The 15,886-nt window shown below is 69.8% G+C and carries 11 protein-coding genes; 9 read left to right on the forward strand and 2 right to left on the reverse strand.

Annotation, left to right across the window (positions count from 1 at the left end):
- Nucleotides 1–6: 6 nt before the first annotated feature.
- Nucleotides 7–2,832: a PQQ-dependent sugar dehydrogenase gene (locus NYZ98_RS28430; RefSeq protein WP_262846630.1), complete on the reverse strand. Its 2,826-nt coding sequence runs from the start codon at nt 2,830–2,832 to the stop codon at nt 7–9.
- Nucleotides 2,833–2,890: 58 nt separating this feature from the next.
- Nucleotides 2,891–5,050, reverse strand: coding sequence for a discoidin domain-containing protein (locus NYZ98_RS28435; RefSeq protein ID WP_262846631.1), 2,160 nt, complete (start codon nt 5,048–5,050; stop codon nt 2,891–2,893).
- A gap of 360 nt (nt 5,051–5,410) precedes the next feature.
- Between NYZ98_RS28435 and NYZ98_RS28440 the strand changes: the two genes are divergently transcribed.
- The 9 genes from NYZ98_RS28440 (at nt 5,411) to NYZ98_RS28480 (ending at nt 15,849) form a co-directional block, all read left to right on the forward strand.
- Nucleotides 5,411–6,715 (forward strand): ABC transporter substrate-binding protein, encoded by a 1,305-nt coding sequence (locus NYZ98_RS28440; RefSeq protein ID WP_262846632.1) that lies wholly within the window; start codon nt 5,411–5,413, stop codon nt 6,713–6,715.
- Between the two features lie 167 nt (nt 6,716–6,882).
- Nucleotides 6,883–7,857: a carbohydrate ABC transporter permease gene (locus NYZ98_RS28445; protein ID WP_262846633.1), complete on the forward strand. Its 975-nt coding sequence runs from the start codon at nt 6,883–6,885 to the stop codon at nt 7,855–7,857.
- Nucleotides 7,854–8,687, forward strand: a complete 834-nt coding sequence (locus NYZ98_RS28450; protein ID WP_262846634.1) for a carbohydrate ABC transporter permease — start codon at nt 7,854–7,856, stop codon at nt 8,685–8,687. The genes NYZ98_RS28445 and NYZ98_RS28450 overlap by 4 nt, the downstream gene beginning before the upstream one ends.
- A 2-nt stretch (nt 8,688–8,689) precedes the next feature.
- On the forward strand, nt 8,690–10,126 hold the full coding sequence (locus NYZ98_RS28455; RefSeq protein WP_262846635.1) for a GH1 family beta-glucosidase: 1,437 nt from the start codon (nt 8,690–8,692) through the stop codon (nt 10,124–10,126).
- Complete coding sequence (locus tag NYZ98_RS28460) at nt 10,123–11,112, forward strand: LacI family DNA-binding transcriptional regulator (protein ID WP_262846636.1); 990 nt, start codon at nt 10,123–10,125, stop codon at nt 11,110–11,112. The genes NYZ98_RS28455 and NYZ98_RS28460 overlap by 4 nt, the downstream gene beginning before the upstream one ends.
- Before the next feature lie 24 nt (nt 11,113–11,136).
- Entirely contained in the window at nt 11,137–12,132 is a 996-nt protein-coding gene (locus NYZ98_RS28465) for a LacI family DNA-binding transcriptional regulator (RefSeq protein WP_262846637.1), read from the forward strand.
- A 278-nt stretch (nt 12,133–12,410) separates the two neighbouring features.
- On the forward strand, nt 12,411–12,812 hold the full coding sequence (locus tag NYZ98_RS28470; protein WP_262846638.1) for a hypothetical protein: 402 nt from the start codon (nt 12,411–12,413) through the stop codon (nt 12,810–12,812).
- Nucleotides 12,813–13,039: 227 nt separating this feature from the next.
- Nucleotides 13,040–13,324, forward strand: a complete 285-nt coding sequence (locus tag NYZ98_RS28475; RefSeq protein WP_262846639.1) for a hypothetical protein — start codon at nt 13,040–13,042, stop codon at nt 13,322–13,324.
- Nucleotides 13,325–14,103: 779 nt separating this feature from the next.
- On the forward strand, nt 14,104–15,849 hold the full coding sequence (locus tag NYZ98_RS28480) for a discoidin domain-containing protein (RefSeq protein ID WP_262846640.1): 1,746 nt from the start codon (nt 14,104–14,106) through the stop codon (nt 15,847–15,849).
- The last annotated feature ends 37 nt before the right edge of the window (nt 15,850–15,886 follow it).

Here is a 15,886-nt window from a genome sequence, read left to right on the forward strand (position 1 = left end):
ATGATTTTAGACACCGTAAACCTCCATCTCCCAGAGGGAGTATCCGTAGCCGGTGGCGCGTTGGGTGCCGTACATGCGGACGTAGCGTGCTGTTGTGGCGGTGAAGGTGAGGTCGTCGATGGCGCCGTCGGACGCGGTGACGGTGCTGGCGGCGGTCCAGGTGGTGTTGTTGGTGGAGGTCTCGATGCGGTAGGCCTTGCCGTAGGCGGCTTCCCAGGTGAGCTTGACCCGGTTGACCGAGCGGTTGGCGCCGAGGTCGATGGTGATCCACTGGGGGTCGGCGAAGGCGGAGGACCATCGGGTTCCGGCATTGCCGTCGGTGACCGCGGAGGCGGGGGTGCCCGCGTTCTCGGCGGAAGAGGCGGTGACCGGTTTGCCCGCCGACAACAGGCCCGCGGGAGGCTGGGTGGTCCCGCCGCCGAGGGTGAAGTCGTCGAGGTCGAACAGCGAGCCGGCGCCGCCGGTGAACACCAGGTAGAGCTTGGTGGTGCCCGCCGGGGCCCCCGACAGCGACGCCGAGACGTCGGTGAACGTCTCCCAGCCGCCGGTCACCGGGACGGTCGCGGTGCCGATGAGCGTGCCGGTGGGGGAGCCCGCCCTGACCTGGATGGACCCGCCGACGCCGCCGGAGCTGACCCGGGCGCCGAACGTCGAGATGCCGTTCAGCACGTACGGGTCGAAGGAGATCCAGTCGCCGTTCTCGATGTTGCCCACGGTCTTGGCGCCGTGCGCGGTCGCCTTGTCGAACAGCGCGACCCCTTGTGAGGTGGTGAAGTGCTCGGCCTGCCGGTTCTTCGGCTGGGTGACGACCTGGGCGTGCGTCGTGAGGCCGCCCGCGTCGGTGTACTGCGCGTCCCAGACGCCGAACAGGTTGGCGGCCCCGTCGTGGTCGCCGTTGAGCGGGGTCTGGATCGAGCCGGTGCAGCCGTTCGCGGTGGCGAGCGGGTGCCCGTGGTCGTCATGGCCCAGGATGTAGGTCATCTTGACGCGTGAGCAGTCGATCGTCGTGTCCTCGGGGTCGGTCGCGGTGATCCTGTAGGGGACCGTGTCGCCGAAGGCGAAGACCTGGCCGTTCAGCGGCGCCTGGATGCTCACCGCCGGCGCGGTGTTGCCCACGGTGATGGTGGCGTTGGCCGTCGCGGTCAGTCCCGTGCTGTCGCGCACGGTCAGCGTCGCGACGTAGGTGCCGTTGGCGGTGTAGGTGTGGCTGGGGTTGGCCGCCGTCGAGGTGCCGCCGTCGCCGAACGCCCAGGAGAACGTGATGGCGTCCCCGTCGGGGTCGGAGGAGCCGGCCGAGGAGAACGTCACCGCCAGCGGCGCCCGCCCGGTGACGGGGTTGGCGGTCGCGGTGGCCAGGGGCGCGTGCCCGCCGGTGCCGTTGCCGATGTACTCGATTCGGTACAGGGCGGAGTCGGCGTTGCCGTTGAACCACCCGGTGCCGTAGTCCAGCACGTACAGCGCGCCGTCGGGCCCGAAGGCGGTGTCCATCACCAGCTTGCCCGTCCACGGGAACGGGTTGATCGCCCCGTGGCTGCCGTCGGCGTTGACGACGATGTCCTTGATCCACTGGCGCTGCAGCTCACCGGCGAAGAAGTGGCCGTCCAGGGACTGCGGGAACTTGATCGGCGAGCTCAGCGCGGTGTTGTAGTGGTACACCGTGCCGCCCATCGGCGACTCGGCGCCGCAGCCGAACTCCGGCACCAGGTTGCAGCCGTCGTAGGTGATCCACGCGGCCCTGGCCGGCGGCAGCTTGGCCAGGCCGGTGTTGTTGCGGGAGGTGTTGGTCGGCCCGCCCGCGCAGTCGTACTTCGCGCCGATGGCGCCGGTCGCGTAGTCGTAGTGCGCGTAGGTCTCGGCGGTGGTGTTGTTGCCGGTGCAGTACGGCCAGCCGTAGAACCCCGGGCTGGTGATCCGGTCGAACTCCACCTGCCCGCCCGGGCCGCGCGCGCTCGACGCGCCCGCGTCGGGACCGTAGTCGCCGAGGTAGACCGCGCCGGTCGCCTTGTCGACGCTCATGCGGAACGGGTTGCGGAAGCCCATGGCGTAGATCTCCGGCCGGGTGCCGGCCGTGCCCGGGGCGAACATGTTGCCCGAGGGGATCGAGTACGAGCCGTCGGCGTTGACCTTGATCCGCAGCACCTTGCCGCGCAGGTCGTTGGTGTTGGCCGCTCCGCGCTGCGCGTCCAGGGCCGGGTTGCGGGTCGGCCGGTCGTCCAGCGGGGCGTAGCCGTCGTTGAAGCCGGGCTCGCTGTCGTCGCCGGTGGTCAGGTAGAGGTTGCCCGCGGCGTCGAAGTCGATGTCGCCGCCGACGTGGCAGCAGAAGCCCCGGCTGGTCTTGACCTCGAGGACGGTCTTCTCACCGGCCAGGTCGAGGGTGTTGTCGGTGTTCAGCTTGAAACGCGACAGCCGGTTGACCCCGTCGTACCGGGCGAAGTCGGCCGCGGTCCCGTCCAGCGGCGCGCCGTTCGGCGGGGTGCTGAGCGTCGGGGCGTAGTACAGGTAGATGAACCGGTTGGTGGCGAAGCCGGGGTCGACGCCCACACCTTGCAGGCCCTCTTCGTCGTTGAAGTAGACGGCGAGCTTGCCGGAGACCTTGGTGTTGCCGGCGGCGTCGGTCACGCGGACCGTGCCGTCGCGTGCGGTGTGCACGACGGTGCGGTCGGGCAGCACCGCCATCGACATGGGTTCGCCCACTTCGGCGACGCCCTTGGCGAGGGTGACCTGCTGGAACTGGGCGGGGTCGACCGGCGCCGCGAGCGCCGGCAGGGGTTGGAGGAGCAGGACCAGCGCCACGGAGGCGGCGGCGATCCATCGGGGGACCTTCGGGAACATGGGCGGCATCCAGGGGGTGGGGGGTGACCGGGGCCCCGCCGTGGCGGGACCCCGGCGCTCACTGGTAGACGCGGACGTAGTCGACGAGCATCTTCTGCGGGAAGACCGTGGTGGCGTCGGGCGGGCCCGGCCAGTCACCGCCCACGGCGTTGTTGAGGATGATGAAGAACGGGTGGTCGAACACCCACGGCCCGCGCGTCGTCTCCAGCGACGCCCGGTCGACGGTGTGGATGGTGGCGCCGTCGACGGTGAACCTCATGCCCTGGCTGTTCCAGTCGACGGCGAAGACGTGGAAGTCGCTCGCGAAGTCACCGGCGATGGAGTACGGCGAGCCGAAGCCGCCGCCGCCGAAGTACGCCGGGGCGTGGATGGTGGAGTACACGGTCTGCGGTTCGCGGCCCAGGTGCTCCATGATGTCGATCTCGCCGACGTAGGGCCACGGCCGGCCCTGGTCGAAGAAGTCGGCGCCGAGCAGCCAGAACGCCGGCCACAGTCCCTTGGTCCCGGACACCTTGATCCGGGCCTCGACGCGGCCGTAGGTGAAATTGAACTTGCCGTAGGTGTTGATGCGGGACGAGGTGTACTGGCAGGGCCCGCCCGGGCAGGCCGAGCCCGCGGTGGTCTCCTTGCGGGCCTCCATCACCAGGTTGCCCGCCCCGTCGGTGGTCGCGTTGGCGTTGTCGGTGTAGTACTGCAGTTCGTTGTTGACACCGGGCCCGGTCTCCGCCCGCCACTTGGACGCGTCGGGCTTGGTGCCGGCGCCGGTGTTGAACTCGTCGCTCCAGACCAGCTGCGGGGGGTTGCGGGGGTCGGCGGGCAGGGCCGGCGGGGTGATGGGGGCGCCGCCGGTGCCCCAGACCTGGAACTCCCACAGCGAGTACCCGTAGATCGAGGATCGCTGGGTACCGTACATGCGCACATAGCGGCCGGTGCCATTGACCGTGAGGGTCTGCTTGAACCCGGTGCCGGTGGTGGTGGAGTAGATCGGCGTCCAGTTCGCCGCATCGGGCGAGGTCTGGATCTGGAAGGACTTCGCGTACGCCGGGTCCCACTGCAGGATCACCTTGTGGATCTGCGCGGTCGCTCCCAGGTCCACGTAGATCCAGCCCGGATCCACCCACCCCGTCGTCGAACTCGTCGCCCACCGGCTCGCCAGATCACGATCGAACGCCCGCGCCGGAGTGCACTCAAAACAATTACCGTCACTCTGGGAACTCGACGCCACACCGGGCTTGCCGTACGACAGCAGCCGGTCGAGGCCCGGGTCGGGCGGCACCGGGTCGCCGGTGGGGGTGACCGGCGGGGTCGGGGTCGCGGGGACGCCGGTGTGGACGATCACCTCGAACAGCGAGTCGCCGTACGGGGTGGCCCGCTGCGTCGCGTAGACCCGGACGTACCGGCCGGTCCCGTCGACCGTGATGTCCTGCGTGCCGCCGGTGCCGGTGGTCGTGGAGTAGATCGTGGTGAAGGAGTTCGCGTCCGTGGAGGTCTGGATCTGGAAGGACCTCGCGTAGGCGGCCTCCCAGATGAGGGTCACCCCGCAGACGCGCTTGACCGAGCCGAGGTCGATCTGGATCCATTGCGGGTCGCCGGACGCGCTGGCCCACCGGGTGCCCGCGTTGCCGTCGACCGCGTTGGCGGCGGGGAAGGCGGCGTTCTCGGTGGAGGAGGCGGTCGCGGGCCGTCCCAGCGCGGCGTTGGCCGTGTCGCAGCCGGGCGCGGTCCCGGTCGAGCCGTAGACCTGGAACTCCCACAGCGAGAAGCCGTACGCCGTGGCCCGCTGGGTGCCGTACATGCGCACATAGCGGCCGGTGCCGGTCACCGCGAGGTCCTGTGTGCCGCCGGTGCCGGTGGTCGTGGAGTAGACCGGGGTCCAGTTCGCGCCGTCGGCGGAGGTCTGGATCTGGAAGGCCCGGCCGTAGGCCGCCTCCCAGGAGAGCACCACGCGGCTGACGGCGGCGGACGCGCCGAGGTCGACCTGGATCCATTGCGGATCGGCGAACGCGCTGGCCCACCGGGAGCCGGCGTTGCCGTCCACGGCGTTACCGCCGCCGAAGGCCGCGTTCTCCGACGAGGAGACCGTCACCTGTCTCCCCTGCGACAGCAGGGAGTCGGCCGCCATGGCGGGGACGAGCGCGAAGCAGGACGTGATCAGGATGATCGCGGCGGCGACGAGCAACCCCAAGCGAAATCCGCTCGGGCTGCGGGAAGGACTCACGGCGTCTCCTCGTGAGGCATGGGGGGTCGGGGAGCGCTCCCGGAGACCGAGCGTGCGCTTTCCTGTAAGGAACTGTCAAGGGCCTAATTAACTCGGAGGAAACGTTGCGCACATCCTTCCGCAACCATTGATGCGGTGCTGAGAGCGCTCTCAAAGCGTTCTCGGAACGCGCTGTTCCCCCCGCTGAGCTGTGCGAACGCCGAGGGAAATCGGAGAGCGCTCCCCCGAGGGGGACCGGATCCGGCGGTCAGGTCACGACGATCGTTACCCGCGAACCCGTTGACACGAGGGAGGAAACGGAATGACCCTTCTCAGGGAGCGCTCCCTCCATGATCGTTAATAGCCCCCCAGGGAGGGTCTATGAGCAAGCTTCGCCCCGGGATGGTCACCCCGTTGCTCGCCGTCGTACTGGCCGTTGGCGTCACCGCCTGCGGCAGCGGCGGCAGCACGGGTACCGGTGCCTCGTCAGGCGCCACCCAGCCGGCCGAGAAGATCAAGCTGACCGTCGCGCTGTTCAGCGACTTCCACTTCGCGCCGTTGTACGAGGAATTCAAGAAGACGCACCCGAACGTCGAGATCGTCGAGCGCCGGGCGCAGTTCAACGACCACCACAAGAACCTCACCACGCAGCTCGCCACCGGGGCGGGGGCTGCCGACGTCGAGGCCGTCGAGGCGGGGTACATCGCCACCTTCACCCCGCTGCCCGACAAGTTCTACAACCTCAACGACTACGGCCTGGGCAAGCGCCAGGCGGACTACCTCGACTGGAAGTGGAAGCAGGGCCTGTCGGCCGACGGCAGCAAGCTTCTCGGTCTCGGCACCGACGTGGGCGGGCTCGCGATGTGCTACCGCACCGACCTGTTCAAGAAGGCGGGCCTGCCCACCGACCGCGCGGAGGTGTCCCAGCTCTGGCCGACCTGGGAGGCCTACCTGGAGGCGGGCAAGAAGTTCATCGCCGCCGGCGTGAAGGGCGCCAAGTGGTTCGACGGCCCCGGTGAGAACTTCCGGGCCATCGTCGACCAGGCCCCCGTCGGGTTCTACGACGACCAGAACACCCTCGTCGCGGGCACCAACCCCGACGTGAAGAAGGCCTTCGACCTGTCGGCCCAGATGATCCAGGCCGACGAGTCCGCCAAGCTGGCCGCGTTCAGCCCGCCGTGGAACACCGGCCTGACCAAGGGCTCCTTCGCCACGATCATCTGCCCGTCCTGGAAGACCGGCAGCATCAAGGACGCCGCGCCCACCACCTCGGGCAAGTGGGACGTGGCCGCGGTTCCCGGCGGTGGCGGCGGCAACCAGGGTGGCACCCACCTGATGGCCCCCAAGCAGGGCAAGCACCCCAAGGAGGCGGCCGAGCTCATCGACCTGCTGACCAACAAGGACACCCAGCTCAAGCTGTTCACCGACGCGGGCGCGCTTCCCTCCATCCCGGCGCTCTACGACGACCCGACCATCACTGGGTTCACCAACCCGTTCTTCAGTGACGCGCCGACCGGCAAGATCTTCACCGACGCCGCCAAGGCGCTCAAGCCGCAGCACGTCGGACCCAAGGCGGGCGACGTCCTGACGACCTTCGGCAACGCCCTCCAGCGCATCGAGCAGGGCAAGCAGACGCCGGACGAGTCCTGGGCGCAGGCGCTCAAGGACCTCGAAAGGATCAAGTAGCCCCTGTGGGGTGGCCGGCCCGTACCCCGGGCCGGCCACGCACCCTGCCGGATCCGCCGGCCGGCGGGCCCGACCGGGCGGCCCGCCCCTCCGCGACACGCGGCGGGGGCGGGCCGGATCCCGGCGGCCCGCCCGCCCGACCCGATGGCTTGCCGAAAGGAGCTGTCATGGCCACCCGTGCCCCAGGCGACCTGGCGGTGATCCCGCCACATCCGCCGGTGCGTCCCAGCCCTGGGGTGCACCGGCGCCTGCTGGTGCACCGGCTCGACGTCAAGGCCTCGCCCTACGCCTACGTCGCCCCGTTCTTCCTGCTCTTCTGCGCCTTCGGCCTGTTCCCGCTGGCCTACACGGCCTGGGTCAGCCTGCATGACTGGACCCTGCTGTCCGACGTGCACAAGTTCGTCGGCCTCGACAACTTCGTCGCGCTGCTGTCGGACGACTACTTCTGGAACGCCACCTTCAACACGCTGTCCATCGGCGTGCTGTCGACCGTGCCGCAGCTCCTGCTGGCCATCTGGCTGGCGCACCTGCTGAACCGGCCGCTGAAGGCCCAGACGCTGTTCCGCGTCACGCTGCTGCTGCCGAACGTGACCAGCGTGGTCGCGGTCGTCGTCATCTTCAGCCAGCTCTTCGGCCGCGACTACGGCATGATCAACTGGATGCTCTCCTGGTTCGGCGTCTCCCCGATCGACTGGAACGCCGGGACCGCCACCTCCCACATCGCGATCTCGGTCATGATCATGTGGCGGTGGACGGGCTACAACGCGCTGATCTTCCTGGCCGCGATGCAGGCCGTCCCGCGTGAGCTGTACGAGGCCGCCACCATCGACGGGGCGAGCGGCATGACCCAGCTCCGGAAGATCACCATCCCGATGATCCGGCCCACGATCATCTTCGTCGTGATCACCTCCACGATCGGCGCGATGCAGGTCCTGGCCGAGCCGCTGCTGTTCGGCATCTACAGCATCACCGGCGGCCCCGACCGGCAGTACCAGACGCTCTCCCTGTTCATCTACGAGTACTTCACCAAGCTGGACTTCGGCTACGCGTCGGCGGTCTCCTGGATGATGTTCATCTTCATCGTCGTGATCGCGGGCATCAACTACCTGCTCACCCGCCGCTCGCGAGGAGGGCTGTCATGACCCCCCGCGGTGGCACGAGCACGGCGCGCACGCTCACCTACCTCACCCTGATGGCGGTGGCGTTCTTCTCGGCGCTCCCGCTCTACTACAGCGTGGTGGTCGCCTCCCGCGACAACTCCGCGCTGGCCGACGTGCCGCCTCCGCTCATCCCGGGCGGCAACCTGTTCGCCAACATCGCCCGCGTCTTCGACACCGTCCCGTTCGCCCTCGCCCTGCTGAACTCCGTGCTGGTGTCCGGGGCGATCGCGATCTCGGTGATGTTCTTCTCGACGCTGGCCGGGTTCGCCTTCGCCAAGCTGCGCTTCCGCGGCGGCAAGATCCTGCTGGTGGTCACCGTGGCGACCATGATGGTGCCGACCCAGCTCGGCATCATCCCGCTGTACCTGCTGATGGTGAAGCTGGAGTGGACCGGCTCGCTGTACGCCCTGGTCGTCCCGGCGCTCACCAACGCCTTCGGCGTGTTCTTCATGACGCAGTACCTGTCGCGGGCGCTGCCGACCGAACTGCTGGAGGCCGGCCGGGTCGACGGGTGCACCACCTGGGGCCTGTTCTGGCACGTGGTCCTCCCGGTCGCGCGCCCCGCGGCGGCCGTTCTCGGCATGCTGACCTTCATGGCGGCCTGGAACGACTACTTCTGGCCGCTGGTCGTGCTGACACCGGAGAACCCGACCGTGCAGGTCGCGCTGTCCACACTGGCGGCGGGTTACGTCAGCGACTACGCGCTCAGCCTGGCCGGCACCGCACTGGGTACGCTGCCGCTGGTCATCGTGTTCGCCCTGCTCGGCAAGCAGGTCATCGGAGGAATCATGCAAGGAGCTGTGAAGGGATGACCATGACCGTCACCACTCGGGGGACCCTGCCTTCATATCTGACGGAGGGACGTGCGGTCTTCCCCGAAGGCTTCATCTGGGGCGCCGCGACGGCGTCCTACCAGATCGAGGGGGCGGCCAGGGACGACGGCCGTGGCCCCTCGGTCTGGGACACCTTCTCCCGCACGCCCGGCAAGGTCGCGTCCGGGCACACCGGCGACGTGGCCTGCGACCACTACTACCGTTACGCCGACGACGTCCGGCTGATGACGGAGCTGGGCCTCGGCGCCTACCGCTTCTCGGTCTCCTGGCCGCGCGTGCAGCCGGACGGCACCGGGCCGATCAACCCCCGGGGCCTCGACTTCTACGACCGCCTCGTGGACGAGCTCGCCGGCGCCGGCATCACGCCGTACGTCACCCTGTACCACTGGGACCTGCCCCAGACGCTGGAGGACCGCGGCGGGTGGACCGCCAGGGACACCGCCTACCGGCTGGCCGAGTACGCGGGGGCCGTGCACGCCCGCCTGGGCGACCGGGTGCGGCACTGGACCACGCTGAACGAGCCCTGGGTCCAGGCCTTCCTCGGGTACGGCTCCGGCGTGCACGCCCCGGGCCGCCAGGACCCCGCGTCCGCGCTGATCGCCTCGCACCACTTCGTGCTCGGGCACGGCCTGGCGACCCAGGTCCTGCGCGAGGCGGGCGCCGAGGAGATCATGCTGGTCATCAACTCCTCACCGGTGCTCACCCCGGCCCAGGCGCACGACCCGGCCGCCGAGCCCTCCGAGGCCGACGCCGAGGCGGTGAACCGCGTCGACTGCCTGCTCAACCGGCAGATCCTCGACCCGGTGCTGCGCGGGACCTACCCCGCCGAGGTGCTGGAGATCGTCGAGCGGCACGCGGGCCTCGGGCACATCCACGACGACGACCTGCGGGAGATCCACCAGCCGACCGACGTCATCGGGATCAACTACTACAACCCGTGCGTCGTCGAGGCGAGCCCGGGGGAGGCGGCCGTCCCCGCCTGGCCCGGGACCGAGAACATCCGGTTCGCCGGCATCGACGTGCCGAAGACCGTCATGGAGTGGCCGATCGTCCCCACCGGGCTGTCCCGCCTGCTGCTGCGGCTGTCCAACGACTACCCCGAGGTCGGCCTGATGGTCACCGAGAACGGCGCCGCCTTCGACGACGTCGTGACCAGGGAGGAGACGGGCGAGCACGTCCACGACACCGACCGCACCGCCTACCTGGACTCCCACCTGCGCGCGGTGCACGCCGCCATCGAGGGGGGCGCCGACCTGCGCGGCTACCTCGTGTGGTCGTTCCTGGACAACTTCGAGTGGGCCGAGGGGTACCACCGCAGGTTCGGCATCGTCCACGTCGACTTCGCCAGCCAGCGGCGGCTGCTCAAGGACAGCGGCAAGTGGTACGCCGGAGTCATCAAGGAGAATGGGCTGGCATGAAACGGCCCACCCTGGAGGCGGTCGCCGCCCGGGCCGGGGTGTCGAAGTCGAGCGTCTCCCGGGTGGTCAACGGGGAGACCACGGTCACCCCGGAGATCCGCGACCTGGTGATCCAGGCCGTGCGGGAGCTCGGATACGTGCCCAACGGCGCGGCCCGCAGTCTCGCGACCCAGCGCACCAGCGCGGTGGCCGTGATCGTCTCGGACCCGCCCAAGGGGCTGGTCTCCGACGACCCGATGTTCTCCGCCGTGGTCCGCACGGTCAGCCGGGAGCTGGAGGCGGCGGGCAAGCAGGTCACCCTCATGCTCGCCGGCTCGCCGGAGAGCCAGCTCCGGGTGGAGCAGTTCGTCGCGGCCGGGCACGTGGCCGGGGTCATGCTCGTCTCGATGCACGGCGCCGACCCGCTGCCCGCGTCGCTGGCCCGCATGGGCGTGCCGATGGTGTCGCTGGGCCGGGTCGCCGCCGGGGTGCCGTACGTGGACAACGACAACGTGGGCGGCGCCCGCGTGGCGGTGCGCCACCTGCTGGCCCGGGGGCGGCGCCGGATCGCCACGATCACCGGGCCGCTGGACATGGTGGCCTCGCAGGACCGGCTCGCGGGCTACCGCGAGACCCTGCGGGACACCGGCCGCCGGTCGATCGTGGCGATCGGGGACTTCACCCGGATCTCCGGCGCCGAGTGCATGCGCCAGCTCCTGGACGACGACCCGGCGCTGGACGCGGTGTTCGCGGCGAACGACCTGATGGCCGTCGGAGCCCTGCGCGCCCTGCGCGAGGCGGGCCGCAGGGTGCCCGAGGACGTGGCGGTGGTGGGCTTCGACGACATCGAGGCCGCCCTCTACACCGCCCCGCCGCTGACCACCGTCCACAGCCCCATGGAGGACCAGGCCGCGGCCACGGCCAGGCTGCTGCTCGGCCTGTTCGAGGGCGAGCCCGGCCACCCGGTCATCATGCCCCACCGGCTCGTCATCAGAGAGTCGGCATAATCCATCATCGTGGAGGACAGTGGTATGAGACGACCGACTCTCGAGGCCGTGGCGGCGCGGGCGGGAGTCTCCCGCGCCACGGTCTCCCGGGTCGTCAACGGGGGGACGACCGTCACCCCGGAGATCCGCGACGCCGTCATGCGCGCGGTCGACGAGATGGGCTACGTGCCGAACCTCGCGGCGCGGAGCCTGGTCACCCAGCGGACCGACTCGATCGCCCTGGTCGTCTCGGAACCGCCGACCCGCGTCTTCTCCGACGACCCGATGTTCTCGACGGTCATCCGCTCCGCCAGCGCGGAGCTGGAGGCCGCCGACAAGCAGGTCATACTGATGCTCGCCGGCACCCCGACGAGCCACGCCCGCGTGGAGCGCTACCTGACCGGCGGGCACGTCGACGGCGTCATGCTGATCTCGATGCACGGCGCCGACCCGCTGCCCGCCGCGATCACGCGCATGCGCGTGCCCGTCGTCTCCTACGGCCGCCCCGCCGTCAACATCAACCTGCCCTACGTCGACAACGACAACGTCGGCGGCGCCGAGGACGCCGTGCGCCACCTGCTCGACCGGGGGCGGCGGCGGATCGCCACCATCGCCGGGCCGCCCGACATGATCGGCGGCCAGGACCGGCTGGCCGGGTACCGCTCGGTCCTGCAGGGCTCCGACCGGCGCTCGATCGTCGCCATCGGCGACTTCACCCGCGAGTCAGGGGCGATCGCCATGCGCCAGCTCCTGGAGGACGACCCCGGGCTCGACGCCGTCTTCGTCGCCAACGACCTGATGGCCATCGGGGCTTTGCAGGCCCTGCGGCAGGCGGGCCGGCGGGTGCCCGAGGACGTGGCGGTGGTGGGGTTCGACGACATCGAGGCGGCCCGCTACTCCGACCCGCCGCTGACGACGATCCGCCAGCCCTTCCGCGAGCAGGCGGCGGCCATGGTGCGGCTGCTGCTCCGCCTGCTGGAGGGCGGGCCCGCCGACCCCGTGGTGCTGCCCACCGAACTGATCATCCGCGAGTCCGCCTAGCCGCCCTGACGATCCGCCGCCCCGCGGCCGTCCTGATCACCCGCAGCCCCGCCCGGCCGCGGCTCGATCGTCCCTGGTCACCCGCGAGCCCGCCCCGCCGCGCCCCACCGGCCGGGCGGCGCTCACGCATGCCCTCCCTCCGAAGACTTTAGTAGTCTTGACAAATAAATTGTTCGGTGAGACCGTTGAGCCATGGTCGAGGTGACCGGTCCGGCGGCCGGATCCGAGACCCCGGAGAGCGAGCGGCGCGAGGCGCCGAATGAGGCTGGGAGGCCGGGATGGACGCGTTGCACCGAGGCTGGGACATGTACCTGCACACGTTGGACCAGTATCTGACGCACTTCCCCGGCCGGTTCGCGCTGGTCGTGTCCGGGGCGCGGCCCGGTTCCGCCGGTCCCGGCGGAGTGTGGCCGACGGTCCTGACGGGCCTGGGCGTCACCGGCGAGGTCGTGCAGGGGGACCGGGTCCGGCTGACCCCGGAGGGGATGGGCCCGATCGAGGGGGTCGCCGACTACGTGGCGCCCGGCTTTCTCGGGGTGCGCACCGGCGAGGGGCTGTACCGGTTCACCGAGGGGGCAGGCGACACGGTGGTGGTGGCCCACCACCTGTTCTCCGACGAGGTCGATCTGATGGACGTCGAGCAGGGCTGGCAGCGATGGGCCGAGGGCCTGTTCGCCTGAGCCCCGCCTCCGCCGATCCGCCTGGTAAGCGGCCGTGAATCCCGCGACGTCCTTTGCGCGGTGAGAAATCCGGCCTTTGCGAAATGGGAAAGAGAAATGATGAACTCGGCCGTCCGCACCGATCCGCCCATCGCGATCGTCTTCCCCGCCGACTCCGGTACCATCGGTAAGGGCGGCTGCGCCACGAGGACCCTGGGCATCACCTGGGACTGAATGAGGACGTGACGATGCTGGTCGAGCTGACGATGCACCGTGCCGACACGTCTCAGCGGTCGGCCAATTCGCCGATCGACGGCATTCGCATATTGGCACTTTTGCCCGAAAAATGGCATAAAGACCTCATGCGGGCCAGTAAAGACATCGTCATCCGGGTCGACACCGCTGACGACACGACGAGCGACCAGATCCAGGCCACGGTGACCGCGGCGCTGACCGATCCGGCCATCAGCCACTGGGAGCTCACCTCCTGCCACCCCCTCGACCCCGGCCCTTCCGCCGAAGACGACTCGTGACCCCTTCCTATTACGGGTGAAATGGGTGCTTTGACCGATACGCGTACCTATATCGGGAATTCACGGTTCATCGGGCCGGTCGTCCGATAGCAAAACCCTCTGCGGGCCTTCCGGTGCCGGGAATCGCTCGCATTCGGGCCGGTGACGCCTGGATTTTCGCGCTTTTCCCGGGAATCCGCCGCCCGCCCGCGGGACGTGCCGCGCGCGCCCGCCCCGGTGTGGATCCCCGATCCCCGGGCATGACAGACCAGGAGGAAGCGCGCCCCGCCACCTCCGGGCGCGCCGTTCTCCTCCACGGCCCAGGGCCGCCGCGGCCGTGGCCCACGCGCCCGGCCACTCGGCCCCACGCCCGCCTGAGCCACCTGGGCCGCCGCGGGAGACCGATCGCGGCCCGCCGGCCACGCGCCCGTGACGCGTGCGGCCGAGAAAATCTTGAAGAACACGCTCCCCGGTTACGGGCGCCACGCCGCCGCTCGCGCGCCGCGGAGATCCGAAGATCTTTTAGCCGCCGCTCTGGCCGATTGATCTAGACGCGGCCGAGAAACCGCTCCCTGGAGGATTTTCAGGAAGTCACAGCTCAGGTGGCATGGTTTCGGGACATTCGGATCTTCAGGGACCGCTCCCTCGACCGCACCCCCGGTTGCCGCATCGTGTGCATTGCGTTTCCGTCCGGTTAATTAGGGCCTTGACAGGTCTTGTCGAGCGAGAGCACTCTCTCGTTGAGAGAGCGCTCCCCGGAGCCCGCAGATTGTGCGCACCCCCCATCCTCAGGAGACGCGATGCTGCCGTCCCCATGCCCTCCTCGCAACCGCCTGGCGTTGTACGTCGCCGTGGTGGTCGCCCTTATCACTTCGTGTCTGACGGTCGTGCCCGCGATGGCGGCCGACGCCCTGTTGTCCCAGGGCAAGCCGGCGACGGCCTCGTCGTCGGAGAACGCCGCCTTCCCCGCCTCGGCGGCCGTCGACGGCAACGCCGGCACCCGCTGGTCCAGCGGCTTCAGTGACCCCCAGTGGATCCAGGTCGACCTGGGCGCCACCGCCACCATCAGCCAGGTCGTGCTGAACTGGGAGGCGGCCTACGGCCGGGCCTTCCAGATCCAGACCTCGTCCGACGCCAGCGCCTGGACCCCGATCTACACCACCACGACGGGCACCGGGGGCAACCAGACCCTCGCCGTCACCGGGTCCGGCCGCTACGTGCGCGTGTACGGCACGCAGCGGTCCACCCAGTACGGCTACTCGCTGTGGGAGTTCCAGGTCTACGGCACCGTGGGCGGCACGCCGCCGACCGACCCGCCGACGGACCCGCCGACCGACCCGGGTGCCGACAAGCTCCTGTCGTACAACAAGCCCGGGGTGGCCTCCACCTCCCAGAACGACGGCAACTGCTTCCAGTGCACCCCGGCCAGGGCGTTCGACCGCGACCCCGCCAGCCGGTGGGCGACGAGTTCGACGAACGGATGGGTGGATCCGGGCTGGATCTACGTGGACCTGGGAGCGACCGCGCAGATCCACAAGGTGATCCTGCAGTGGGACCCGGCGTACGCGAAGTCCTTCCAGATCCAGACCTCGCCCGACGCGGCGAACTGGACGCCGATCTACTCCACCACCACCGGCACCGGGTTCAAGCAGACCCTCACGGTCAATGGCACCGGCCGCTATGTGCGCATGTACGGCACCCAGCGATCCTCGATCTACGGGTACTCGCTGTGGGAGTTCCAGGTCTGGGGCACCGGCGGCGCCCCCATCACCCCGCCGGCCCTGCCCGCCGACCCCCGCAACCCCCCGCAGCTGGTCTGGAGCGACGAGTTCAACACCGGCGCCGGCGTCAAGCCCGACGCGTCCAAGTGGGTCGCCGACTCCGGCACCGGCCAGAACGCCGAGCTGCAGTACTACACCCCCAACAACAACGCCTCCACCGACGGCGGCGGCAACCTGGTGATCGAGGCACGCAAGGAGACCACGGCGGGCTCGGCCTGCCCGGGCGGGCCGTGCCAGTACACCTCGGGCCGGATCAACACCGGCACCAAGTTCAGCTTCACCTACGGGCGCGTCGAGGCCCGGATCAAGGTGCCCAAGGGCAACGGCCTGTGGCCGGCGTTCTGGATGATGGGCGCCGACTTCCTCACCGGGCGGCCGTGGCCGTACAACGGCGAGGTCGACATCATGGAGATCCTCGGCAAGGACGTCAAGACGGCCTACTCCACGATCCACGCGCCGGCCTACAACGGCGGCGGCGGCATCGGCTCGCCCTACACGCTGACCAGTGGCGCGGACTTCTCCGACGACTTCCACATCTGGGCCATGACCTGGGACAGCAAGGGCATCGTCTACACCCTGGACGGCCGCACCGTCTTCACCCTGGACAAGGCGCAGGTCGAGGCCACGCGCGGCCCATGGGTCTACGACCACCCCTTCTACCTGATCCTGAACCTCGCCGTCGGCGGTGACTGGCCCGGTCCGCCGGACGCGTCCACCGGATTCCCGAAGCGCTTGCTCGTGGACTACGTCCGCGTCTACCAGTAGCCGCACGGGCCCGGTACGGCCACTCCCCGGCCGTACC

This window comes from Sphaerisporangium corydalis, assembly GCF_025506355.1.
In the GTDB taxonomy this organism is placed as follows: domain Bacteria; phylum Actinomycetota; class Actinomycetes; order Streptosporangiales; family Streptosporangiaceae; genus Sphaerisporangium; species Sphaerisporangium corydalis.